Origin of the sequence: Micromonospora ureilytica, from assembly GCF_015751765.1 — a bacterium.
GTDB classification, from domain to species: Bacteria; Actinomycetota; Actinomycetes; order Mycobacteriales; family Micromonosporaceae; genus Micromonospora; species Micromonospora ureilytica.
This window is the reverse complement of record NZ_JADOTX010000001.1, coordinates 4204612-4227813: the sequence shown is the minus strand read 5'-3', so window position 1 is coordinate 4227813 and position 23202 is coordinate 4204612. Positions and strand designations below refer to the sequence as shown.

17 protein-coding genes are annotated in these 23202 nt (G+C 72.8%); 13 read left to right on the top strand and 4 right to left on the bottom strand.

Features of this window, described 5'->3' with window-relative positions; translation table 11 throughout:
- The first annotated feature begins 151 nt into the window (after positions 1 to 151).
- The 7 genes from IW248_RS18975 (at position 152) to IW248_RS18945 (ending at position 6654) form a co-directional block, all read left to right on the top strand.
- Positions 152 to 982 carry a DUF4397 domain-containing protein gene (locus IW248_RS18975; RefSeq protein ID WP_196928058.1) on the top strand — a complete coding sequence of 277 codons (831 nt, stop codon included), beginning with the start codon at positions 152 to 154 and terminating at the stop codon, positions 980 to 982.
- On the top strand, positions 979 to 1632 hold the full coding sequence (locus tag IW248_RS18970; RefSeq protein ID WP_196928057.1) for a class F sortase: 654 nt from the start codon (positions 979 to 981) through the stop codon (positions 1630 to 1632). The genes IW248_RS18975 and IW248_RS18970 overlap by 4 nt, the downstream gene beginning before the upstream one ends.
- 103 nt (positions 1633 to 1735) lie before the next feature.
- On the top strand, positions 1736 to 2911 hold the full coding sequence (locus tag IW248_RS18965) for a cysteine desulfurase family protein (protein WP_196928056.1): 1176 nt from the start codon (positions 1736 to 1738) through the stop codon (positions 2909 to 2911).
- Between the two features lie 181 nt (positions 2912 to 3092).
- Positions 3093 to 4166: a tRNA 2-thiouridine(34) synthase MnmA gene (gene mnmA, locus IW248_RS18960; RefSeq protein ID WP_196928055.1), complete on the top strand. Its 1074-nt coding sequence runs from the start codon at positions 3093 to 3095 to the stop codon at positions 4164 to 4166.
- Positions 4167 to 4203: 37 nt separating this feature from the next.
- Positions 4204 to 5208 carry a methionine synthase gene (locus IW248_RS18955; protein WP_196928054.1) on the top strand — a complete coding sequence of 335 codons (1005 nt, stop codon included), beginning with the start codon at positions 4204 to 4206 and terminating at the stop codon, positions 5206 to 5208.
- A gap of 36 nt (positions 5209 to 5244) precedes the next feature.
- Positions 5245 to 5610 carry a VOC family protein gene (locus tag IW248_RS18950; protein WP_196928053.1) on the top strand — a complete coding sequence of 122 codons (366 nt, stop codon included), beginning with the start codon at positions 5245 to 5247 and terminating at the stop codon, positions 5608 to 5610.
- Positions 5611 to 5643: 33 nt separating this feature from the next.
- Positions 5644 to 6654 carry an ADP-ribosylglycohydrolase family protein gene (locus IW248_RS18945; protein WP_196928052.1) on the top strand — a complete coding sequence of 337 codons (1011 nt, stop codon included), beginning with the start codon at positions 5644 to 5646 and terminating at the stop codon, positions 6652 to 6654.
- A 20-nt stretch (positions 6655 to 6674) separates the two neighbouring features.
- Here the strand turns inward: IW248_RS18945 and IW248_RS18940 are convergent, their stop codons facing one another.
- Positions 6675 to 7211, bottom strand: coding sequence for a type II toxin-antitoxin system PemK/MazF family toxin (locus IW248_RS18940; protein WP_124823168.1), 537 nt, complete (start codon positions 7209 to 7211; stop codon positions 6675 to 6677).
- A gap of 254 nt (positions 7212 to 7465) precedes the next feature.
- Between IW248_RS18940 and ligA the strand changes: the two genes are divergently transcribed.
- From ligA to IW248_RS18910, 6 genes are all read left to right on the top strand, one after another.
- A complete protein-coding gene (gene ligA / locus IW248_RS18935; protein ID WP_196928051.1) occupies positions 7466 to 9601 on the top strand; it encodes an NAD-dependent DNA ligase LigA in 2136 nt (711 codons plus the stop codon).
- Between the two features lie 156 nt (positions 9602 to 9757).
- A complete protein-coding gene (locus IW248_RS18930) occupies positions 9758 to 12406 on the top strand; it encodes a putative bifunctional diguanylate cyclase/phosphodiesterase (RefSeq protein ID WP_196928050.1) in 2649 nt (882 codons plus the stop codon).
- Between the two features lie 157 nt (positions 12407 to 12563).
- Positions 12564 to 12869 (top strand): Asp-tRNA(Asn)/Glu-tRNA(Gln) amidotransferase subunit GatC, encoded by a 306-nt coding sequence (gatC, locus tag IW248_RS18925; RefSeq protein ID WP_091393256.1) that lies wholly within the window; start codon positions 12564 to 12566, stop codon positions 12867 to 12869.
- Between the two features lie 76 nt (positions 12870 to 12945).
- The gene (gene gatA / locus IW248_RS18920) at positions 12946 to 14421 is read left to right on the top strand and encodes an Asp-tRNA(Asn)/Glu-tRNA(Gln) amidotransferase subunit GatA (RefSeq protein ID WP_196928049.1); all 1476 of its coding nucleotides are present in this window, start codon (positions 12946 to 12948) and stop codon (positions 14419 to 14421) included.
- Positions 14422 to 14434: 13 nt separating this feature from the next.
- The gene (gene gatB, locus IW248_RS18915) at positions 14435 to 15934 is read left to right on the top strand and encodes an Asp-tRNA(Asn)/Glu-tRNA(Gln) amidotransferase subunit GatB (protein WP_124823174.1); all 1500 of its coding nucleotides are present in this window, start codon (positions 14435 to 14437) and stop codon (positions 15932 to 15934) included.
- Positions 15935 to 16056: 122 nt separating this feature from the next.
- On the top strand, positions 16057 to 18414 hold the full coding sequence (locus IW248_RS18910) for a thiamine pyrophosphate-binding protein (protein ID WP_196928048.1): 2358 nt from the start codon (positions 16057 to 16059) through the stop codon (positions 18412 to 18414).
- A gap of 24 nt (positions 18415 to 18438) precedes the next feature.
- Here the strand turns inward: IW248_RS18910 and IW248_RS18905 are convergent, their stop codons facing one another.
- The 3 genes from IW248_RS18905 to IW248_RS18895 form a co-directional block, all read right to left on the bottom strand.
- Positions 18439 to 20043 carry a metallophosphoesterase gene (locus IW248_RS18905; RefSeq protein WP_196928047.1) on the bottom strand — a complete coding sequence of 535 codons (1605 nt, stop codon included), beginning with the start codon at positions 20041 to 20043 and terminating at the stop codon, positions 18439 to 18441.
- A gap of 60 nt (positions 20044 to 20103) precedes the next feature.
- The gene (locus tag IW248_RS18900; RefSeq protein WP_196928046.1) at positions 20104 to 21276 is read right to left on the bottom strand and encodes a PQQ-dependent sugar dehydrogenase; all 1173 of its coding nucleotides are present in this window, start codon (positions 21274 to 21276) and stop codon (positions 20104 to 20106) included.
- 92 nt (positions 21277 to 21368) lie between these two features.
- Entirely contained in the window at positions 21369 to 23186 is a 1818-nt protein-coding gene (locus IW248_RS18895) for a SpoIIE family protein phosphatase (protein WP_196928045.1), read from the bottom strand.
- Positions 23187 to 23202 lie beyond the last annotated feature (16 nt).

The window sequence follows — 23202 nt, the reverse complement described above, 5'->3', positions numbered from 1 at the left end:
CACCAGCTCTTCGTCCCCCGACCCCCTGCCGGATGCAGCCGGAGCGGGAAAAGAAAAGTGCCTCCCTGTCGCATCCACCCGTCCGGGAGCGGGCGTAACCAGTTCTGCAAGCCAGGCCTGACGAATCAGCACCAATTATCAGGAGGCAGACATGCAGCTCTCGTACTTCCGTCGGGTCGCCGCGGGCGGCGCGGTCGCCGCGCTGGCCTTCGCCGGCGTCGCAGCGTTCACCGCCGGCCCCGCGTACGCCGCCACGTCGAAGGTCTCCGTCGTGCACGGCATCCCGGACACCCCTGTCGACGTCTACGTCAACGGCAAGAAGACGTTGGACAACTTCAAGCCCGGCGACGTCGCCGGCCCGCTGAGCCTGGAGGAGGGCGACTACGACATCGCGCTCACCAAGCCGGGCGAGCCGATCGCCAGCGCGATCCTCACTGTCGACAACGCCGCGGTGCCGGGCGGTGCGAACATCAGCATCGCGGCCCACCTCGACGCCGCCGGCCAGCCGAAGATCACGCCGTTCGTGAACGACGTATCGAAGGTAGACGCCGGCAAGGCGCGGCTGATCGTCCGGCACACCGCCGCCGCACCGGCGGTCGACGTTCGCGCCGGTGGCACCCCGGTCTTCGAGGACCTCACCAACCCGAACGAGGCCAAGGGCGACGTCGACGCGGGCAACGTGAAGGCGGACGTGGTGCTGGCCGGCACCGACACCGTGGCCATCGGCCCGGCGGACCTTGACCTCAAGGAGGGCACCGCCACGATCGTCTACGCGATCGGCTCCGCCGAGGGCAAGACCCTCGACGTGGTGGCCCAGACCATCACCGGCCTGCACTCCGCCCCGGGCGGCGTGCCCAGCGGTGACGGCGGCCAGGCCGGCACGGGCGTGGACACCTGGTGGTACGTGCTCACCGGCGCCGGCGTACTCCTGCTGCTTGGTGGTGGGGTGCGGATGGCGACCGCACGGACCGGCCGCAAGTGACGGTGCGCGATCGCGGCGCGCTGGCGGCCCTGGCCGCCGGCGTTGCCGCGCTCACCGTCGCCGCCCTGGTGGCGTGCGCCGCCCAGCCGGCCGGGACCGTGGGCGCCGAGGAGGCGAGCACGCTGGCCAGCCCTCCACCGACCGCCGCCACCGTCCCGTCGGTGCCGGTGACCGCCGGTGAGCTGCCCGCCGGCCCGAAGACCATCCCGCCGGTACGACTGCTGATCCCGGAGATCGACGTCACCGCCACCGTCAACGCGGTAGGCATCAACGAGCGGACCAACGAGTTCGAGGTGCCGCCGAGCGTCGACCAGATCGGCTGGTACCGCTACGGCCCCGGCCTGGAGGCGGATGCCGGCTCGGTGGTCATCGCCGGTCACGTGGACAGCGCCAAGCAGGGCAAGGGGGCGTTCTTCCGGCTGCGTGAGCTGGACCAGGGCGACGCGGTGACCGTGACCGGCAGCGACGGCGAGGCTCGGCGCTACCGGGTCGTCGCCCGGGAGGAGTACGCCAAGACCAAGATCCCACTGGACCGGTACTTCGCCCGCGACGGCAAGCCGCGACTGACCCTGATCACCTGTGGTGGGCCGTTCGACGCCAAGGCGCGCAAGTACCGCGACAACATCGTCGTCACCGCGGTGCCCGCCTGACCGGGCCACGCGCATCGGGCCGGGGTGGAGTTCCGCCCCGGCCGTCGCGTGCGGTCCCCTCCGGCATCCGGTCCCCAAGGCGTCGGCCGTACGCTGAACGACGATGGCTTACCTGGATCACGCGGCGACGACTCCGATGCTCGACGAGGCACTGGAGGCGTACGTCGCTACCGCCCGCGAGGTCGGCAACGCGTCCTCCCTGCACGCGGCGGGTCGCCGTGCCCGCCGCCGGGTCGAAGAGTCACGGGAGCGGGTGGCCGCGGTGCTGGGCGCCCGGCCCTCTGAGGTGATCTTCACGGGTGGTGGCACCGAGAGCGACAACCTCGCGGTCAAGGGCATCTTCTGGGCCCGCCGCGGGGTCGCCCCCGACCGCCGCCGGGTGGTCTCCAGCGCCGTCGAGCACCACGCGGTGCTGGACGCGGTCGACTGGCTGGCCCAGCACGAGGGCGCCGAGGTCGGCTGGCTACCGGTGGACGCCGTCGGTCGGCTCGACCCGCAGGCCCTGCGCGCCGAGTTGGCCGCGCACGCCGACCAGGTGGCAGTGGTCACCGCGATGTGGGCGAACAACGAGGTGGGCACCGTCCAGCCGGTGGCCGAACTGGCCGCCGTCGCCGCCGAACACGGTGTGCCCTTCCACACCGACGCCATCCAGGCGGTCGGTCAGGTGCCCGTCGACTTCGGGCCCAGCGGGGTCGCCGCGCTGACGGTCACCGGGCACAAGTTGGGCGGTCCGACCGGCGTGGGCGCGCTGCTGCTTGCCCGGGACGTGCCGGCCACGCCGCTGCTGCACGGCGGCGGCCAGGAACGCGACATCCGCTCCGGCACCCTGGACACCGCCGGCATCGTCGCCTTCGCGGTCGCCGTCGAGACGGCCGTGAAGGGCCAGCAGGAGTACGCGGCCCGGGTGGCCGCGCTCCGCGACGACCTGATCGAGCGGGTTCGCCAGGCGGTGCCCGAGGTGATCTACAACGGTGACCCGACCGACCGGCTGCCCGGCAACGCGCACTTCTCCTTCCCCGGCTGCGAGGGCGACGCGCTGCTGCTCCTGCTCGACGCGCAGGGGATCGCCTGCTCGACCGGCTCCGCCTGCTCGGCCGGCGTGGCCCAGCCCTCGCACGTGTTGCTCGCGATGGGCGCCGACGACGACCGCGCCCGCTCCTCCCTGCGGTTCACCCTGGGCCACACCAGCACCCAGGCCGACGTCGACGCGCTGATCGCGGCCCTCCCGGCGGCGGTGGAGCGAGCCCGCCGAGCCGCCGCCCTCCGCACCCCCCGCTAGCCCCACCCAGCCCTCCATCCCCGCGATCTTGCACTTTCGGATGGCCGTTCGCGCCTTGTGCGGCTTATGTCGCCGCAGAAACTGCAAGATCGCGCGGGCGGGGGCCGGGCGGGCACGGGAGCGGGGGTTTTCGGGGCTGGTGGATAGGGTTGTGATGGGGACGGCGAAGGGGAGTGGGTCGGTGAGGGTTCTGGCGGCGATGTCGGGTGGGGTTGACTCGGCCGTGGCTGCGGCGCGGGCGGTGGCGGCCGGGCATGACGTGACAGGCGTACACCTGGCCCTGGCCCGCAACCCACAGACCTATCGGACCGGGGCGCGCGGCTGCTGCACCCTGGAGGATTCCCGGGACGCCCGGCGGGCATCCGACGTGATCGGCATCCCGTTCTACGTGTGGGACATGGCCGACCGCTTCCACGAGGACGTGGTCGACGACTTCGTTGCCGAGTACGCCGCCGGCCGTACACCGAACCCCTGCCTGCGTTGCAACGAGAAGATCAAGTTCGCGGCGGTGCTGGACCGGGCCGTGGCCCTGGGCTTCGACGCGGTGGTCACCGGGCACCACGCCCGCCTCGGCGCGGACGGGCTGCTGCGGCGCAGTGTCGACCTGGCCAAGGACCAGTCGTACGTGCTCGCCGTGCTCACCCGCGAGCAGCTCGACCGGTCGATCTTCCCGCTCGGTGACTCGACCAAGGCGCAGGTCCGCGCGGAGGCCGCCGAGCGTGGCCTGGCGGTGGCCGACAAGCCGGACTCGCACGACATCTGCTTCATCGCCGACGGGGACACCCGCGGCTTCCTCGCCGGCCGGCTCGGTGAGGCGCCCGGCGACGTGGTGGACGCGTCCACCGGCGCGGTCGTCGGCAGCCACAGCGGCGCGTACGCGTACACGGTGGGGCAGCGTCGCGGGCTGCACCTGGACCGGCCCGCCCCGGACGGCCGACCGCGCTACGTGCTCTCCATCACCCCGAAGACCAACACGGTGACGGTCGGCCCGGCCGAGGCGCTCGAGGTGTCCGACGTGCACGCCGTACGCCCGGTCTGGACCGGCAGCGCGCGCCCGGACGTGCCGGTCGAGTGCGAGGTGCAGTTGCGCGCGCACGGCGACGTGACGCCGGCGACCGTCGCCCTCGACGGTGACCGGCTGCACGCCGAGCTGCGTCGACCGGTACGCGGCGTCGCCGCCGGTCAGGCCGTGGTGGCGTACCGACCGGACCCGGCCGGCGACGTGGTCCTCGGCTCCGCGACCATCACCGGCTGACCGCACGGCCCGGGTGTTCGCGGGATAGCCTTCGCCCGTGACAGATCAGGCGTGGCCCTGGCCGACCGGCGCGGCAACCGGAATTGGTTCGCTGCCCGGCACCGACATCGGCGAGGCCCAGCGGGTGGTCCTCGGTGAGCTTCCCGAGCTGCCCCACCTGCCCGAGCTGCCGGCCCGTGGCCCCGGCGCGGACATGATCGGCCGGTCCCTCGGGCTGCTCGTCGAACTGCCCGTCGAGGTGTACGCGGGGCGCTGGCGGGTCGCCCCACGCCCGGGCCGTGACCTGCGCCGGGCCCGTGACCTGATGGAACGCGACCTGGACCAGCTCGCCGAGCAGGCCGAGGGGTACGCCGGGCCGATCAAGGTGCAGGCCGCCGGCCCGCTCACGCTGGCCGCCTCCCTGGAGTTGCCGATCGGTGGCCGAATGCTGCGCGATCCCGGCGCGGTCCGCGACCTGACCGGCTCCCTCGCCGAAGGGCTGCGCGCACACGTCGCGGCGGTCGCCCGCCGGCTGCCCCAGGCATCGGTGCTGCTGCAACTGGACGAACCGTCACTGCCGACAGTGCTGGCCGGGCGGGTGCCGACCGAGAGCGGGCTGGGCGCGTACCGGGCGGTCGATCCGGTGGACGCCGCCGCCCTGTTGCGTACGGTCGTCGAGGCGGTCGGCGTGCCGACGCTCGTGCACTGCTGCGCCCCGGACGTGCCGCTGGAGCTGATCCGTTCCACCGGCGCCGTCGCGGTCGCCCTCGACCTGGATCTCGTCACCAAGCTCGACCCGCTGGGCGAGGCGCTCGACGCCGGCCTCGGGTTGTTGGCCGGGGCCGCGCCGACCCGGCCGCCGTCGGCCGGTGGCGCGCCGACCTCCGCACAGATCGCCGACCGGGTACGCCAGCTCTGGGACCGCCTCGGCTTCCCCCGTCGGCAGCTCGCCGAGCAGGTGGTGGTCACCCCGGCCTGCGGCCTCGCCGGCGCGACCCCGGAGTACACCCGGGCCGTGCTCGCCGCGTGCCGGGACGCCGGCCGGCGCTTCGCCGAGGACTGAGGTTTCCGGTCGTACCCGGTGGGCAGGATGACGGTCATGATTGGACAGCTGCGTTCAGTGGTGATCGACTGCCCGGACCCGCGAGCATTGGCGGCGTTCTACGCCGAGCTGCTCGGCGTACCTCTCGCCGAGGGCGACTCCGCTGACGACTGGGTGGTGCTGGGCGGCCCGCCCGGTCACCAGCCGCGCCTCGCCTTCCAACAGGCGCTCAACCTGCGGCCCCCGGCCTGGCCGGATCCCGAGCGTCCACAGCAGTTCCACCTCGACGTGACGGTGGACGACATCGAGGCCGCCGAGAAGGCGGCGCTCGCGCTCGGGGCTCGGCGGCTGCCGGGTGAGGGCGAGGGCTTCCGGGTCTACGCCGACCCGGCCGGCCACCCGTTCTGCCTCTGCTGGGACTGAGCACGCACCCGTGGGTTGCGGCGGTCGGGCATCATGGCCGCCGTGATCCACACCTCCGCGCTGCGCGCCTCCGGTTCGCTCTTCGGCCTCGCCTACGGTGACGCGCTGGGCAAGCCGACCGAGTTCCTGACCGTCACCGAGATCGAGCGTCGGTACGGCCCGACCGGTCCGCGTGAGCTGTCCGGCGAGCCGGCGCTGGTCACCGACGACACCCAGATGGCGCTGGCCGTGGGTTGGGCGCTGCGCGAGGCGCCGTCGTTCACGCCGGAGGCGGTGGAGCCACTGCTGCGGCAGCGCTTCCTGGCCTGGGCGGTCAGCCCGGACAACAACCGTGCCCCGGGGATGACCTGCCTGCGGGCCTGCGCCGAGCTGAGCCGTGGGGTGCGCTGGCAGGAGGCGACAGTGGTCGGCTCGAAGGGCTGCGGGGCCAACATGCGGGTCACGCCGGTCGGGTTGCTCGACACGGACCTCGACACGCTCGCCGGGTTGGCCCAGTTGCAGGCCGGGCTGACCCACGGCCACCCGACCGGCTTGGCCGCCAGCGAACTCACCGCGTACGCGGTCTTCGCGCTGCGCGCGGGCGTCCCGCTGCCCGAACTTCCCGCGGTGCTGATCGAGCGGGCACTGTCCCAGCGCCTGGTCTACCGGGAGCGGTGGCTGGGTGACCTCTGGCAATGCGCGGGTTCCGGCTCTCCGGAGGAGTTCATCGCCCAGGGCTGGGACGAGTGCCTGACGGTGCTGGGCCGGCTGACCAACACCCTGGCGCAGCCGGACGACGGCACCGACCCGTGCCAGGCCACCGGGGAGGGCTGGGTGGCCGAGGAGGCGCTGGCCACCGCGGTGCTCTGCGCCGTCCGGCACGCCGACGATCCGGTCTCGGCACTGGCCCGGGGCGCGACCACCGCCGGCGACTCCGACTCGATCGCCGCCCTGGCCGGCGCTTTCGTGGGCGCGGCCGTCGGCATGACCGCCTGGCCGCGCGACTGGGCCAACCGCATCGAGTACGCCGACCAGCTCGCCACGCTCGGCGCGACCTGGGACTGACCGGGCGGCCACGAGGGCGGTCAGGGGGTGGGTAGGTGGCGCAGGCTGCGGACCTTTCGCCACAGGTCGGCGTCGCAGCGCCCGGCGTGGTCGGCGAAGGCGGCCGAACTGAGTCGAATCGGCTCGGTGAGGCTGAGGTAGCTGTCGTGCTCCGCACCGGGGTCCCAGTCCCGGGTGGGAATCCGGACATGGTCGTCCCGGTCGCTCTTGTCCTGGCTGGTGATCTTCAGGACGTCAGCGCCCCGGGAGTCGGCGCGCAGCACCAGACACGGGCGCACCTTCGATCCGCTGCCGTCGGCGTAGGGCACGTCGGCCCACCAGATCTCGCCCGGCGCCGGGGTGTCGCCGTGCCGGTCGGTGTCGCGCGAGCGGGGTTTGGTGGACGGCCGTTCGGCGCCACGGGGCCGTGGCGGGGTGGAACGACGGCCACCCGTGCCGCCCCGACCCGGCCGGGTGCCCGGACGCCGGGTGGTCACCCGGTGCCGCCAACTGTTCCACGCCCAGCCGGCGGCCACCGCCAGCAGGATCGCCACCGCCCAGAGCAGTGCCTCGGGCATCCGTACCTCCGTGTCCCGGCGGCCCACGGGCCGCCATCGTCCGGCGATCCTCGCACGCCACCGCCCGTGCCGCCCGCCAACCACACCGCGGCCGCCCACCGCACCGGGGCACCCCACCGTCACCCGTGATCACCGAACGTGGCTGAGGGCGAGGTCGCTCCCTGCGCGGGCGGGCGGCGGATTGTCCCACCGGCCCGATACCGTGCCGGAGTAGCGTGATCAGGGAGGTCGCAGGCGTGTCCGAAGGTGGCGGTGTGTCCGAGGAGCAGATCGGTCAGCAGGTCAGCCCGGCGCAGGAGGCGGCGGCCGGGGCTGAGCCGACGCCGCAGGCCCGGGAGCGGCATGCCGCGCTCAGCCAGGAGTTGACCGAGCACCAGTACCGCTACTACGTCCTGGACGCGCCGACGATCCCCGACGCCGACTTCGACAGGCAGTTGCGCGAGTTGGAGGCACTGGAGGCGGAGTTTCCGGCGCTGCGGACGCCCGACTCGCCGACCCAACGGGTGGGCGGCACGTTCTCCACCGACTTCACAGCGGTCACCCACGCCGAACGGATGCTCTCGCTCGACAACGCCTTCGCCGACGAGGAGCTGGCGGCCTGGGCCGAGCGGGTCGAACGGGACGCGGGCGGTCCGGTGCCCTACCTGTGCGAGTTGAAGGTCGACGGGTTGGCGATCAACCTGACCTACGAGAACGGCCGGCTGGTCCGGGCCGCCACCCGGGGCGACGGGCGCACCGGCGAGGACGTCACCGCCAACGTGCGCAGCATCCGGGACGTGCCCAGCCAGCTCACCCCGTCCGGCGAATTCCCGGACATTCCCGAGCTGGTGGAGGTCCGGGGCGAGATCTACTTCCCGATCGCCGCGTTCGCCGATCTCAACGCGGGTCTGGTGGAGCAGGGCAAGGCGCCCTTCGCCAACCCTCGCAACGCCGCCGCCGGCAGCCTGCGACAGAAGGATCCGCGGGTCACCGCCACCCGGCCGCTGCGCCTGGTGGTGCACGGCATCGGCGCCCGCCGTGGGTTCCAGCCCACGGCACAGTCCGAGTCGTACGCGGCACTGAAGTCGTGGGGGTTGCCGACCAGCGACCGGTGGCGGGTCGTTCCGGACCTGGCCGGCGTGGCGGAGTTCATCGCCTACTACGCCGAGCACCGGCACGACGTCGAGCACGAGATCGACGGTGTGGTGGTCAAGGTCGATCCGGTCTCCATCCAGGGCCGGCTCGGGTCGACAAGTCGTGCCCCGCGCTGGGCGATCGCCTTCAAGTACCCGCCGGAGGAGGTCACCACCAAGCTGCTCGACATCGACGTCAACGTGGGACGCACCGGCCGGGTCACTCCGTTCGCCGTGCTCGAGCCGGTGCGCGTGGCCGGTTCCACAGTCGCGCTCGCCACCCTGCACAACGCCCGCGAGGTGGAGCGTAAGGGTGTGCTGATCGGCGACACGGTGGTGCTGCGCAAGGCCGGCGACGTGATTCCCGAGGTGCTCGGCCCGGTGGTCGACCTGCGGCCCGCCGATGCCCGGCCGTTCGTCATGCCGACCAGCTGCCCCGCCTGCGGCACCCCGCTCGCCCCCTCGAAGGAGGGCGACGTCGACATCCGTTGCCCCAACACCCGCAGCTGCCCGGCCCAGTTGCGGGAGCGGGTGTTCCACCTCGCCGGCCGGGGCGGGTTCGACATCGAGGTGCTCGGCTACAAGGGTGCGGCCGCCCTGCTCGACGCGGAGATCATCAGCGACGAGGGCGACCTCTTCCACCTCGACGCCGAGCAGTTGTCCCGATCGCCGTTCTTCGTCAACAAGGACGGCAGCCTGGGCAGCAACGCCACCAAGTTGCTGGACAATCTGGCGGTCGCTCGGGAACGGGACCTGTGGCGGGTGCTGGTGGCGCTCTCCATCCGGCACGTCGGCCCGACCGCCGCCCAGGCGCTCGCCCGGCACTTCCGCTCGATGGACGCCATCGACGCGGCCACCGAGGAGGAGCTGTCCTCAGTCGACGGGGTGGGGCCGACCATCGCGGCCAGCATCCGGGAGTGGTTCGCTGTGGACTGGCACCGCGAGGTCGTCCGCAAGTGGGCCGAGGCCGGCGTACGGATGGCCGAGGAGGCGGTCGACGAGGGGCCGCGCCCGTTGGAGGGGTTGACAGTGGTGGTGACCGGCACACTCGCCGGGTTCTCGCGTGACCAGGCCGCCGAGGCCGTGCAGATTCGCGGCGGCAAGGTCAGCGGGTCGGTCTCCAAGAAGACGAGCTTCGTGGTGGTGGGGGACAACCCCGGGTCCAAGGCCGACAAGGCCACCAGTCTCAAGGTGCCGGTGCTCGACGAGGACGGGTTCCGGCTCCTGCTGGACGCGGGCCCGGACGCCGCCCGGGATGTCGCTCAGCTGGGCGGCTGACCCCGCCGCCGCTGGACACGGCGACTGGCCGCGTATACCAACTTAATTACGACTACGACCGATTCGTGACTGTCATACCGGGAAACTGGGGGTCGAGGGCGTTTCATTGGGTCACGGCGCGCGCACCGGCACGCCGATGGTCGGTCGGGAGGTGTGGTGGAGGTCGCCGACCCACGCAACTCGCTTCCTGCGGGACGGGTCGCGCCGTTCGCCGCCTTCGTCGCCGGCATCCTGGCGGTCGCCGCGCTGACCGCCGCCGTTCCACTCGCGAGGCTCCCCGACGAACTGTCCGGGCTGCCGGTGGCGTTCTGGACGATGGCCGCGCTCGCCGTGGTCTGCGACGCGCGCCCGTTCGTTCCACCGGGGCGCCGGCAGACGTCGGCGGTGTTCCCGTCCACCTGCTTCACCTTCGCGATCCTGCTCGGCTGGGGCCTCGGCCCGGCGGTGGTGGTGCAGGCGCTGGGGGTGGTCCTCTCGGGTTGGCGGATGGGGCACGCCGCGTGGCGCACGGCGTTCAACGTCGGCCAGTACGCGTGTGCCCTCGCCGCCGCGTACGGGGTGATCCAGCTCGGGTCGGGCACGATCTTCTCCGGCGGACGGTTGCACTGGACCGACGTGGCCGCCGTCGGCGGCGCCGCGCTGGCCTGGTTCGTCGTCAACTACGGGTTGGTCAGCTGGGCGGTGCGGCTGCGTTTCGGAGATCGCTGGTGGCCCACCGTCCGTCAGGGCCTCGGGTTCGAGTTGCTCTCCACCGGCTCACTGCTGCTGCTCGCCCCGGTGCTGGTCGCCGCGGCGCGGGTCAGCGCCGCGCTGATCCCGCTGGTGCTGGTGCCGCTCTTCGCGGTCTACCGGATGGCGCGGTTGACGAACGAGCAGCAGCACCTCGCCGCCGCCGACCCGCTGACCGGGCTGCCCAACCGCAAGGCCCTGTTGGCCGAGGTGGCGGAGCAGGTGCACGTGCATGCCGAGCGGACCGCTCGCGGTGAACCCGACGGGCAGTTGGCACTGCTGCTGATCGACCTGGACCGCTTCAAGAACGTCAACGACGCCCTCGGGCACGCTGTGGGCGACCGGCTGCTGGTCGAGGTCAGCGCTCGGCTCACCGATGTGCAGCCCCGACCACAGATGATCGCCCGGCTCGGCGGTGACGAGTTCGCCATCGTGATGACCGGGCTGACCGACGTCGGTCAGGCGCGGGAGATGGCCGACCGGGTGGTCGAGGCGCTGGCCGAGCCGGTGCCGCTCGACGGGCTGCCGTTGGACGTGGGCGGGTCGATCGGGATCGCCCTCTTCCCCGAGCACGGCGAGGACTTCGCCACCCTGATGCGCCACGCCGACGTCGCGATGTACGACGCCAAGCACCGCAACGACACGGTGGCCGTGTACGCACCGGAGTCCGACCACAACTCCGCCGAGCGACTCGGCCTCCTCGCCGACCTGCGCCGCGTACTGGAGGCCAGCCCCTCGACCGAGGGGCCATTCGACGCCGACGCCGAGCCGACAGGTCAGGGTCAGGGCGAGGATGCGGCCGCGCCGGCGGACGGAAACGGCCGGCACGGCGTGCCGAGCGACGCCGAGCGGACTGTCGACGTACCCCTTGTCGTGACTGCGGAGGTGCGCGGCGGTGACGGGGCGGCGCTGCCCAGCCCAGCGCCGGGCCAGCCCGCGCCGGCGGGGGACCCGGCGCCGGCGGTCGCCACGGCCCCTCCGGGAGCTGTTCGGTGGTGGGCGCGCCGTCGGCGCACCGACGCCGAGCTGGTGCACTCCGATGAGCTGATCAACCGGATCGCCACCGGAGCCGACCCGATCCGGGGCCGCAACGCCCGTGCCACCGTCGCCGGCACCCGTTCCGGCTCGACCCGGGAGCGGCGCGCCGGGGGCGGGAACGGCCGGCGGTCCCCGAACGGCAGCGCGGTGGGCAAGGGTCGCACCGGGGCGCGGCGGGACGTCGGCCCCGGTACGCCCGGGCAGCCACTCGAACCGACCGGGTGGGCGCACGCGGACGACGAGCCGGCCGACGACGCCGGGGAAATCACCATGTACTACCAGCCGCAGATCGCCATCGCGACCGGCGAGGTGGTCGGCGTCGAGGCCCTGCTGCGCTGGCGACACCCCCGGCGGGGCATGGTCGACCCGGAGGAACTCATCCGGGTCGCCGAGCAGAGCGCAGTGATGCGACTGCTCACCCGTCGTGTCGTCGACGATGTGGTGGAGCAGCTCGCCAAGTGGTCGGCGGCCGGGATCGCCCTCCGCGCGGCGCTGAACGTGAGCGTGCGCGACCTGCACACCGGTGAGATCGCCGATCAGATCGCCGACCGGCTGGCCCGCCACGGGGTGCCGGCCGAGCGGCTGCAGGTCGAGATCACCGAGGGCGCGTTGATGGCCGACCCGCGCCGGGTGCTGGCCACCATCTCCCGGCTGCACCGGATCGGGGTGGCCATCGCGCTTGACGACTTCGGCACCGGCTACTCCTCCCTCCAGCACCTGCGCCGGCTGCCGCTGTCCGAGGTGAAGGTGGACCGGTCGTTCGTCCTCGGCATGGCCGACGACGCCGACGACGCGGCGATCGTCCGGTCGATGATCGAGCTGGCCGGCGCTCTGGGGCTGCGGGTGGTCGCCGAGGGTGTCGAGGACGAGCGGACCTGGCGGATGCTGCACGCCGCCGGCTGCGACGCCGCTCAGGGCTGGTTCTACGCCCGGCCGATGCCGGCCGAGGAGTTGGTCACCTGGCTGGCCCGGTACCGGCCGGTCCGCCCGACCGGCGGGCACCCGCAGCCGGACGTCGCTCGCCGCCCCACCCGCTGACCCGCCCGCCGACACGGCACGACGGCCGGCGGAGGGGGAGTCGGGGACGCGGCACCGGAGCGGAACAATAGACTCGCTCCGGTCACCGCGTGTCACGCTCCACCTGTCGCGCGGCCGGCACATCGCCCGACCAGCAGGAATTCAGAAGGGGGCACGGATGGCCGCCATCTCCCGCGAGGAGGTCGCGCACCTGGCGCGCCTGTCGCGGCTCGCCGTCACCGAGGAGGAGCTGGACACGTTCGCCGGCCAGCTCGACGTGATCCTCCAGGCGGTCGCCCAGGTCGGCGAGGTCGCTGCCGCGGACATCCCGCCGACCTCGCACTCGGTGCCGCTGACCAACATCTTCCGCGAGGACGTCGTCACGCCGTGCCTGACCCCGGAGGAAGCGCTGTCGGGTGCGCCCGACGCCGAGGACCAGCGGTTCCGCGTACCGCGGATCCTGACCGAGGATGTGGCCTCATGAGCGAGCGGCAGCGAGCGAATCAGCAGTGCAGCGCCGTGGTGCCTCATGGCGTCGTGGAGCGAAGCGGAGTGACGGCATGAGCGATTTGACCAGAATGACCGCGACGGAGATCGCGAGCCTGGTCGCCGGGGGCGAGACCTCCGCCGTCGAGGTGACCCAGGCGCACCTGGACCGGATCGCCGCGGTCGACGACCGCGTGCACGCCTTCCTGCACGTCGACACCGACGGCGCGCTCGCCGCGGCCCGCGCCGTGGACGAGCGCCGGGCTGCCGGCGAGGAGTTGGGCCCGCTCGCGGGTGTGCCGGTCGCGGTCAAGGACGTGCTCGCCACCCGGGGCGTGCCGACCACCGTGGGGTCGAAGATCCTGGAGGGCTGGCGCCCGCCGTACGACGCGACGATCGTGCAGCGGCTGCGGGAGGCCGGCACGGTGATGCTCGGCAAGACCAACATGGACGAGTTCGCGATGGGCTCCTCCACCGAATACTCGGCGTACGGCCCGACGCACAACCCGTGGGACCTGGGCCGGATCCCCGGTGGCTCGGGTGGTGGCAGCGCTGCCGCGCTTGCCGCGTACGAGGCGCCGCTGGCGATCGGCTCGGACACCGGCGGCTCGATCCGTCAGCCCGGCGCGGTCACCGGCACGGTGGGCGCCAAGCCCACCTACGGCGGCACCTCCCGTTACGGGCTGGTGGCCTTCTCCTCGTCGCTGGACACCCCTGGCCCGTGCGCCCGCAACGTGCTCGACGCGGCCCTGCTGCACCAGGTGATCGGCGGGCACGACCCGCGTGACTCCACCTCGATCCCGCAGCCCGTGCCGGACGTGGTGGCCGCGGCGAAGCTCGGCGCGACCGGCGACCTGACCGGTGTGCGGCTCGGCATCGTGAGTGAGTTCGTCGGCGAGGGCGCCGAGCCGGGCGTGATGGCAGCGTTCCGGGAGTCGGTGGACGCGCTGACCAAGATGGGCGCCGAGGTCGTCGAGATCTCCTGCCCGACGTTCGCGTACGCGCTGCCGGCGTACTACCTCATCGCCCCGAGCGAATGCTCCTCCAACCTGGCCCGGTTCGACGGCGTCCGGTTCGGCCTGCGGGTCGGCGACGACGGCAACCGGTCGCTGGAAGAGGTCATGTCGCTGACCCGCGAGGCCGGCTTCGGCCCGGAGGTCAAGCGCCGCATCATGATCGGCACGTACGCGCTGTCGTCGGGTTACTACGACGCGTACTACGGGCAGGCGCAGAAGGTCCGGACGCTCATCACCCGGGACTTCACCGCCGCGTTCGAGCAGGTCGACGCGCTGATCTCGCCCACCACCCCGTCGGTGGCGTTCCCGCTGGGCGCGCGGACCGCCGACCCGTACCAGATGTACCTGGCCGACCTGTACACGATCCCGGCCAACCTGTACGGCGGACCGGGCATCTCGGTGCCCTGCGGGCTCTCCGAGGGGCTGCCGGTCGGCCTGCAGGTGATGGCCCCGACGCTGGCCGACGACCGGATGTACCGGGTCGCCGCCGCGCTGGAGTCGGCCGTCGGCACGTTCACCCCACCGACGCTGTGAGGCAGGAGCCCCGATGACCACGACACTGCCCGCGTACGACGAGGTCGTTGCGCGCTTCGAACCGGTGATCGGCCTGGAGACCCATGTCGAGCTGGGCACGAACACCAAGATGTTCTGTGGTTGCCCGACCGACTTCGGTGGCGAGCCGAACACCCGGGTCTGCCCGGTGTGCCTGGGTCTGCCCGGTTCGCTGCCGGTGGCCAACAAGGCGGCCATCGAGGCGATCATCCGGATCGGCCTGGCGTTGAACTGCTCGATCGCCGAGTGGTGCCGGTTCGCCCGGAAGAACTACTTCTACCCGGACATGCCGAAGAACTTCCAGATCAGCCAGTACGACGAGCCGATCTGCGTCGACGGTTACCTGGACGTCGAGGTGGGCGGCGAGACGGTGCGGATCGAGATCGAGCGGGTGCACCTCGAGGAGGACACCGGCAAGTCGCTGCACGTCGGCGGTGCCACCGGTCGCATCCAGGGCGCGACGGAGTCGCTGGTCGACTACAACCGGGCCGGCATCCCCCTTGTGGAGATCGTCACCAAGCCGATCACGGGCACCGGTGCGCTCGCCCCCGACGTGGCCAAGGCGTACGTCACCGAGCTGCGCGACGTGATCCGCACCCTCGGCGTCTCCGACGTGCGGATGGAGGAGGGTTCGCTGCGCTGCGACGTGAACACCTCGCTCAACCTGCCGGGCGCGGAGTGGGGCACCCGTACCGAGACCAAGAACGTCAACTCGCTGCGGTCGGTGGAGCGGGCGGTCCGCTCGGAGATGCTGCGGCAGGCGTCGGTGCTCGACGCGGGCGGCCGGATCACCCAGGAGACGCGCCACTTCCACGAGGACACCGGCGACACGACCCCGGGTCGCTCGAAGGAGACGGCCACCGACTACCGGTACTTCCCGGAGCCGGATCTGGTGCCGATCGCCCCGGACCCGGCCTGGGTCGCCGAGCTGAAGGCCGCCCTGCCGGAGCTGCCCCGGGTGCACAGGCGTCGGCTCCAGGAGCAGTGGGGCCTCTCCGACCTGGACATGCAGTCGGTGCTGAACGCCGGCGCTGTCGAGCTGATCGAGGCCACCGTGGCCGCCGGCACCACCCCGGCGGCGGCCCGCAAGTGGTGGCTGGGTGAGCTGTCCCGCCGGGCCAACGAGAGCGGCGTGGAGCTGGCCGAGATCGGTGCCACCCCGGCCCAGGTCGCCGAGTTGCAGGGGCTTGTCGACGCCGGCAAGCTCAACGACAAGATGGCGCGCACGGTGCTGGAGGGCGTGGTCGACGGTGAGGGCTCACCCACCGAGATCATGACCAACCGGGGCCTGGAGGTCGTGTCGGACACCGGCGCGCTCACCGCAGCCGTGGACGAGGCGATCGCCGCGAACCCCGGCATCGCCGACAAGATCCGCAGTGGCAAGGTCGCGGCGGTCGGCGCGCTGGTCGGCGCGGTCATGAAGACCACCCGGGGCCAGGCCGACGCGAAGACCCTGCGTGAGCTGATCCTGGAGCGCCTCGGCGTCCAGGGCTGACACCCACCCGGAGCACGCCGCCGCCGCGACCCGGCGGCGGCGTGTCGCCACCCCCTGTCGACTACGCGGCCACCCCGCACCCCTCGCGAGGGCGTCAACGGCGACGCCTGGATGGAGCCACCGTGACCGAGCACGACCTCGATGTCCTCGACGAGATCCAGCGGCGGGTGCTCTGGCTCGCCACCCGGATCGTGGACGCCGCCAACCATGACCGGGCCACCGGCGACGGTGTGAAGGTCGGCGGTCACCAGGCGTCCAGCGCCTCCCTGGTCACGGCGATGACAGCGCTCTGGTTCGCGCACCTGGACGCCGAGGACCGGGTCGCCGTGAAGCCGCACGCGTCCCCGGTGTTCCACGCCATCCAGTACCTGCTCGGCAACCTGGACCGCTCCTACCTGCCCCGGCTGCGGGCCCGTGGCGGCCTCCAGTCGTACCCGTCGCGCACCAAGGACCCGGACGCTGTGGACTTCTCCACCGGTTCGGTCGGCCTGGGCGCGGCGGCGCCGCTCTTCGCCGCCGCCACCCGGCGGTACGTCGACGCGCACTTCGGGGCCCGCCCGCACTCCCGGTTCGTGGCGTTGATCGGTGACGCCGAGCTGGACGAGGGCAACATCTGGGAGGCGGTGGCCGATCCGGCGACCACCGGGCTGGGCAACGTCATGTGGCTGGTCGACTTCAACCGCCAGTCGCTGGACCGGGTGGTCCCCGGCATCCGGATCAACCAGTGGCGGGGCCAGTTCGAGGCGGCCGGCTGGCACGTCGTGGAGGTCAAGTACGGCCGTCGGCTCGCCGAGGCGTACGCCCGGCCGGGCGGCGAGGCGTTGCGCGACTGGATCGACGCGATGCCCAACGAGCAGTACCAGTCGCTGTTCGGGCTGGCCGGGCCGGCGCTGCGCAAGCAGTTCCTGGACGGCGCGCCGGCCGGCATCGACGAGCTGATCGCCCACGTCAGCGACGAGGAGCTGAGCCCGCTCGTCACCGACCTGGGCGGGCACGACCTTCAGGCGATGCTGGACGCGTACGCCCAGTGCGACGCGGTCACCGACCGGCCCAGCGTCGTCTTCGCGTACACGGTGAAGGGTTGGGGGTTGCCCATCGCCGGCAACCCGCGCAACCATTCCGCGCTGCTCAGCTCGGAGCAGGTCGACACGCTGCGCGCCGCGCAGGGGTTGACGGCCGAGACCGAGTGGGACCGCCTCGACCCGTCGTCGCCCGCCGGCATCCAGGCCGGTGCCCGCCGGGAGGCGCTGTCCCGCGCGCCGCGCGAGCGTGCGCTCGGGGTCACCGTTCCGGAGAGCATTGGAGTACGCGCCAACAAGCCGATCTCCACGCAGGAGGTCTTCGGTCGGGTGCTGGTGGACCTGGCGCGGGACCGGGAGGTGGGCCGCTACCTGGTCACCACAGCCCCGGACGTGGCCACCTCCACCAACCTCGCCGGGTTCATCAACAAGACCGGGGTCTTCGCCCCGACCGAGCAGCGCTCCTGGACCGAGGACCGGATGCTGCGTTGGACGGAGAGCCCCGCCGGGCAGCACATCGAGCTGGGCATCTCGGAGATGAACCTGTTCCTGCTGCTCGGCCAGCTCGGGCTGTCCTGGGACCTGTCTGGTCAGCCGCTGCTGCCGGTGGGCACCGTCTACGACCCGTTCGTGCTGCGCGGTCTCGACGCGTTCCTGTACGGCACGTACTCCGGCTCGCGGTTCGTGGTCGCCGGCACCCCGTCCGGCATCACCCTCGCCCCGGAGGGCGGCGCCCACCAGTCCACCATTACCGCGTCGGTCGGCCTGGAGTTGCCCGGGGTGACCTTCGTCGAGCCGGCGTACGCGGGCAGCCTCGACTGGCTGCTCTGCGACGCGCTGGGGCAGATCGCGGGCGGGGCGGCCCCGTCCGCGACGGCCGCGCCAACCGAGGACGGCGCGTACTACTTCCGGTTGAGCACCCGACCGTTGGACCAGGCGCCGTTCGAGGCGGCCCGGGCACGGCTCGGCGACGCGGTGCTGCGCCGACAGGTGGTCGCCGGGGCGTACCGGCTGGTCGACGCGCACCAGGCGTACCCGCACCTGGTCGACGCCCCGGTGGTGCAGTTGGCCGCCTCCGGCGCGGTGCTGCCCGAGGTGCTGGCCGCCGCGGCGGAGCTGGCCGACGAGGGCATCGCCGCGCACGTGGTGGACGTGACCTCGCTGGACCGGCTCTACCGGGCCTGGCAGCGCACCCTGCGCCAGGGCGTACGGACGGCCACGGTGCCCAGCGTGCCGGGCGCGCTGCGGTCCGCGTTCGCCGATCGGGTGCCGGTGGTGAGCGTGCACGACGCCGCGTCGCACGCGATGGCCTGGCTCGGCTCGGCGGTCGGCGCGCCGGCGGTGCCGCTCGGCGTGGACGAGTTCGGCCAGTCCGGCAGCGTCGCCGAGCTGTACGAACTGCACGACCTGCTGCCCGGCAGCATCGTCAACGCCGCCCTGGCCGCCATCGCCCTCCGCTGACCGTCCGCGCCCGCCGGCGTCGGCTCAGCCGGTCGGCGTGGGTGTGGGTGTGGCCGGGACACCGTCGGTCGGCGTGGGCGTGGGTGTGACCGGCACACCGGCGGTCGGGTTCTCCACCAGGCGTCGTTCCAGGTTGACCTGGGCCTGCCCGGTGCCGCCGACGGTGATGGTGTCGTACGCCTGGAGCATCTTCTGCTGGTCGAAGTAGAGCACGCTCATCGACAGCGGGGTGGGCTTCTCGCCCTCCAGGCCGCGCAGCCCGGCGCCCCCGGTGGAGCCCTCCACCATCAGCGTGGTGGGCTGCTGCCCGGGTGCCTGCGGCAGCTTGGAGACCTGCCGGGAGTGGGTGTGCCCGGCCAGCACCAGCGGGCAGGTGCCGGCGAGCGGCCCGGCCGACGCCGGGTCGTGCACGAGCGCGATGTTGACCGGTCGGGGTGAGCTGCGCACCGTCGCGGCGAGCTGGTTGCCGGCCCCGATCACCTGGTCGGCCACCTGCTGGGTCAACCCGCTGCCGGCGGGGGAGGTGTTCTTGTCCGGCGTGAAGCGCGGGTCGCCGATGCCGGCGATGGTCAGCCCGGCGACAGTCGTGGTCGTGTTGTTCAACACGATGGCGTTCGGCTGACGGGCCACCGCGGCGGCCGTCTTGCCGGAGTCGTGGTTGCCCCGGATGAAGACGTACGGCTTCTTGAGCAGGCCGATCGAGCCGACGAAGGACGCTTCCGGCTCGCTGCCCCAGTCGGTGATGTCCCCGGTGTCGATCACCACGTCGATGCCGAACTGCTCCACGACAGTCCGGATCAGCTGCCAGCCGGTCGGGTTGAGGTGCATGTCGGAGACGTGCAGCACCCGCGTGGTGCCCGGGGTCGGCTCCAACAGGGGAAGCGCCGAGACGGTGGTGTAGAGCTGGCTGACGTTGCCGACCAGGCGCTGCAACTGCTCCGCGTACTTGGTGTAGTCGTTGGCGATCCGGCGGGCGTCACCGACGATGGCCGGCGCGTTGACGAGCAGCCCCTCGTAGCGGGGTTCCTCGATGGCCTGCGGGCGAAGGGTCGCCGCCGCCGTGCCGAGGCTGCCGGCGGTGACCAGCAGCGCCAGCCCACCCGCCCAGGCGGTGCGCCGGACGTCGCGGAAGATCAGCCCGGCCAGGACCAACGTGACAAGGACCGACGCGCCGAGGGTACGCAGGCCGAGGCGCATCACCCCGGAGCGGACGTCCTCCACGGCGCTCTGGCTGGCCCGGCTGATGCTGGCCGGGTCGTCGATCAGCGCCTCGGTGCGCCCCTGGTCGAGGGCGCCCAGTCGGACGGTGAGGTGGGTCGGCCCGTCGTGGCTGTCGAGCAACAGCGCGCCGAGCGGCGGGATGTCGACGGTGGTGCCGCCGTCCCGGGCGGGGGAGATGCTGAGGTTGGCCCGGAACGGGCCGATGTCGGTGCTCACCTGGCCACCGGCCAGCACCCCGAGCACCGCCCCGGCCAGGGCCACGGCGAGGACTGCGAGGATCAGCCCGAGGCGGCGCAGCGGGCCGGCGGCGCCGACCCGCCAACCCGTCGGGCGTGGCCGGTCGTCGCCGGTCACCGGGTCGTCCCGGTCATCGGCGTCGTCGTGCCGCTCGTCGCGTTGGCCGTCCATGCTGAGAGTCTGACCTGCCCGTCGGAAGATCTTGGTAAACCTGAACGGATGGTGACGAAATCAGCTGCGTCCGCCGTCGCCGCCCGCGAAGACCACCCGCAGGAGCCGGTCGTCGTCGCCCGCCGGGTCGCCCCGCCCGTCGTGGTTGGAGGTGCTCACCCAGAGCGACCCGTCCGGCGCCGCGGCCACCGCGCGCAGCCGGCCGTAGCGGTTGGTGAGCAGCTCACTGGGCTGACCGAGCAGCGTGCCGGTGTCGGTCAGCTCCATCACCCAGAGGCGCTTGCCGCGCAGGCAGCCGGTGACCAGCAGCCGGTCCGTGGCGGCCAGACCGGAGCAGGACGCGTCCGACGTCGCCCACTGCGCGATCGGGTCGGTGAACCGCCTGTCCCCGGCCTGACCCTCGACCTCCGGCCAGCCGTAGTTGCCGCCCTTGGTGATCTGGTTGATCTCGTCCCAGGTGTTCTGGCCGAACTCGACGGCGTACATCCGTTTCGCGGGGTCCCAGGCGAAACCCTGGACGTTGCGGTGGCCCATGGACCAGACCGGGGAGTTGGGGTACGGATTGCCGGCGGCGGGCTTGCCGTCCGGGGTGATCCGGAGGATCTTGCCGCCGAGGCTCTTCACGTCCTGGGAGAGGGGGCGCTGACCGGCGTCACCGGTGCTGACGTAGAGCTGCTTGTCCGGGCCGAAGCCCAACCCACCACCGTTGTGCACATTGGCCTTGGGGATGCCGGTGAGGATCGGAGTGGGCTGCCCGCCGAGTCGCAGCCGGGCGACCCGGTTGTCCCGCTCGGTGGTGTAGTAGACGAACACCGTCTGGTCCCGGGCGAAGTCGGGGGAGGCGGCAATGCCGAGCAGGCCACCCTCGCCCGCCGCCGCCACGTCGGGGATCGTCTGGAGCGGGCGGACAGTCAGCCCGTCCGGCCCGGACTCGGGCCCGACCTGGAGGATCCGGCCGTTGTCCCGTTCGGTGACCAACGCGCCGCCGTCCGGCAGGAAGGCGATGGCCCAGGGCACCCGCAGACGCTTGGCCAGCACTGTCGCCACCGCCTGCTGGCCGGCGCCGCCGGGACTCGCCGACGCGGACGGGGTGGGCAGGTTGGGCGGTTCGCCGGCCGGGTCGGGCTCCGGCTCGCCGAAGCTGCAACCGGCGGCGAACAGCAGCGCCGCGCAGGACGCCGCGAGGGCCACCCGGAGGCGGCTGATGCGAGAGTACGGGGGGCGGGCGCTCACCCGGCCCAGGGTAGCCCGTCGCGCGGCCCGGCCGGGCCCGTCGAGATGCAACGGGTGCCGATGGACCCGCTCGGTGGTCCCCGGTGGACCGCTCACCGTGCCCGTACGGCCAGCAGCGCCGTGTCGTCCTCGCGATGCTGGATCGAGGCGAGCAGCAGGTCGCACAGGTCGTCGAGGGGCAGCGTGTCGGTGCCGGTCAGCCGGCCCGCCAACTCGGCCAGCCCCTCGTCGATGGAGCGGTCCCGCCGTTCGATCAGCCCGTCGGTGTAGAGCAGCAGGGTGTCGCCGGTGGCCAGGCTGGTCGAGTGGCTGCTGCGCGGCGACGGACGGGCCAGGCCGAGCAGCGGCTCCGGTGTGCCCTGAAGGACCTCGACCGCCCCGCCGAGGCGGACCACCAGGGCCGGCGGGTGCCCGGCGTTGGACCAGGTCATCTCGTGCACACCGGCGCGCTGCGGGCAGATCCGCACCAGCGTCGCGGTGGCGGCGATCGGCAGCTGCAGGCCACGGATGGCGCCATCCAGGTTGCTCAGCAGTGACCCGACCGCGTCCGGCCGGCCGAAGGCGTTGCCGCGCACCAGGTTGCGCAGCTGGCCCATGGTCGCCGCCGCCTCGATGTCGTGCCCGGCCACGTCCCCGATCGCCGCGATCACGTCGCCGTCGGGCTGCACGAAGGCGTCGTACCAGTCACCGCCCACCTCCACCCGGTCGGCCGCCGGCTGGTAGCGGGCCGCCAGCTCCAGCTCCGCCACCACCGGCAGCCGGGGCAGCATGCTGTGTTGCAGGACCTCGGCGACGTGCCGCTGCTCGCCGTACATCGAGCTGTTGCCGACGGCCTGGCCGGCCCGCCGGCCGATGTCGACGGCGGTGAGCAGGTCCCGGTCGTCGAACTGCTGACGTTGGCCGCCGTTGACGAGGGTGATCGCTCCCAGCACCGTGCCGCCGACACCCCGTACCGGCACGCTCAGGTAGGAGGCGATTCCCAGCCGACTGGCGATGGATGCCATCTCCGGGTCGGTGGTGCCCCGCGTCACGTCGGCCAGGGACGCCATGCTGCCCAGCCGGGGCTGGCCGGTCCGGAGCACAGCCCGGATGCTCGACTCGGGGCTCAGCCCGGTGCGCAGCAGCTCGCCGAAACGGTCGACGTCCGCCGCACGGGCCGGGTCCCGGTGCACCGAGACCACCTCGCGGGGCAGGCCATTCGGCCCGATCAGGGTGAGCAGGCACCAGTCGGCGAGCAGCGGCACCATGGTGGCGGCGAGTCGGCGCAGCGCAGTGCCCACGTCCAGGGTGCCAGCGAGGGTCTCGCTCACCCCGGCCAGCAGCTCCAGCCGTTCGTGCGCCTGCACGACCCGCCGCCGTGCCTCCTGCGCGCCGTCGAGCGCGATCCGCAGTCGCAGCTCCGACGAGCAGGCGGCGGCCAGGTCGGCCAGGGTCCGCAGCTGCGCGGCCGTCCAGGCGCGGGGCTTGTTGTCGATGGCGCAGAGCGAGCCGAGCACCCGACCGGAGAGGTCGGTCAGCGGCATCCCGGCGTACGCGACCACGCCGAGGTCGTCGATGGCCAGGTTGTCCCGGACACGGGGGTAGAGCCGGGCGTCCGGCAGCACCATCGGCACCTCGATGTCCACCACGTGCTGACAGAACGAGTGGCTCAGCGGGGTCTGTCGGCGCTCCGACCAGGGCTCCGGCAGACCGACCGCGCCCGGGAAGAACTGCCGGTCGGCGGAGACCAGGGACACCAGCGCGACCGGCACGTCCAACAGGTCGCTGACCAGCCGCGCGAACCTGTCGAACGCCTCGTCCGGGGCGGCGTCCAGCCCGGTGTCGGCGAGCGCACGCAACCGCGCTGGGTCGCCGAGCACCGAAGGTGGCGCGATCGAACGCCGGGCGGTGCCGGGGGAGCCGTCGGTCATCGAGCACCTGTCTGCC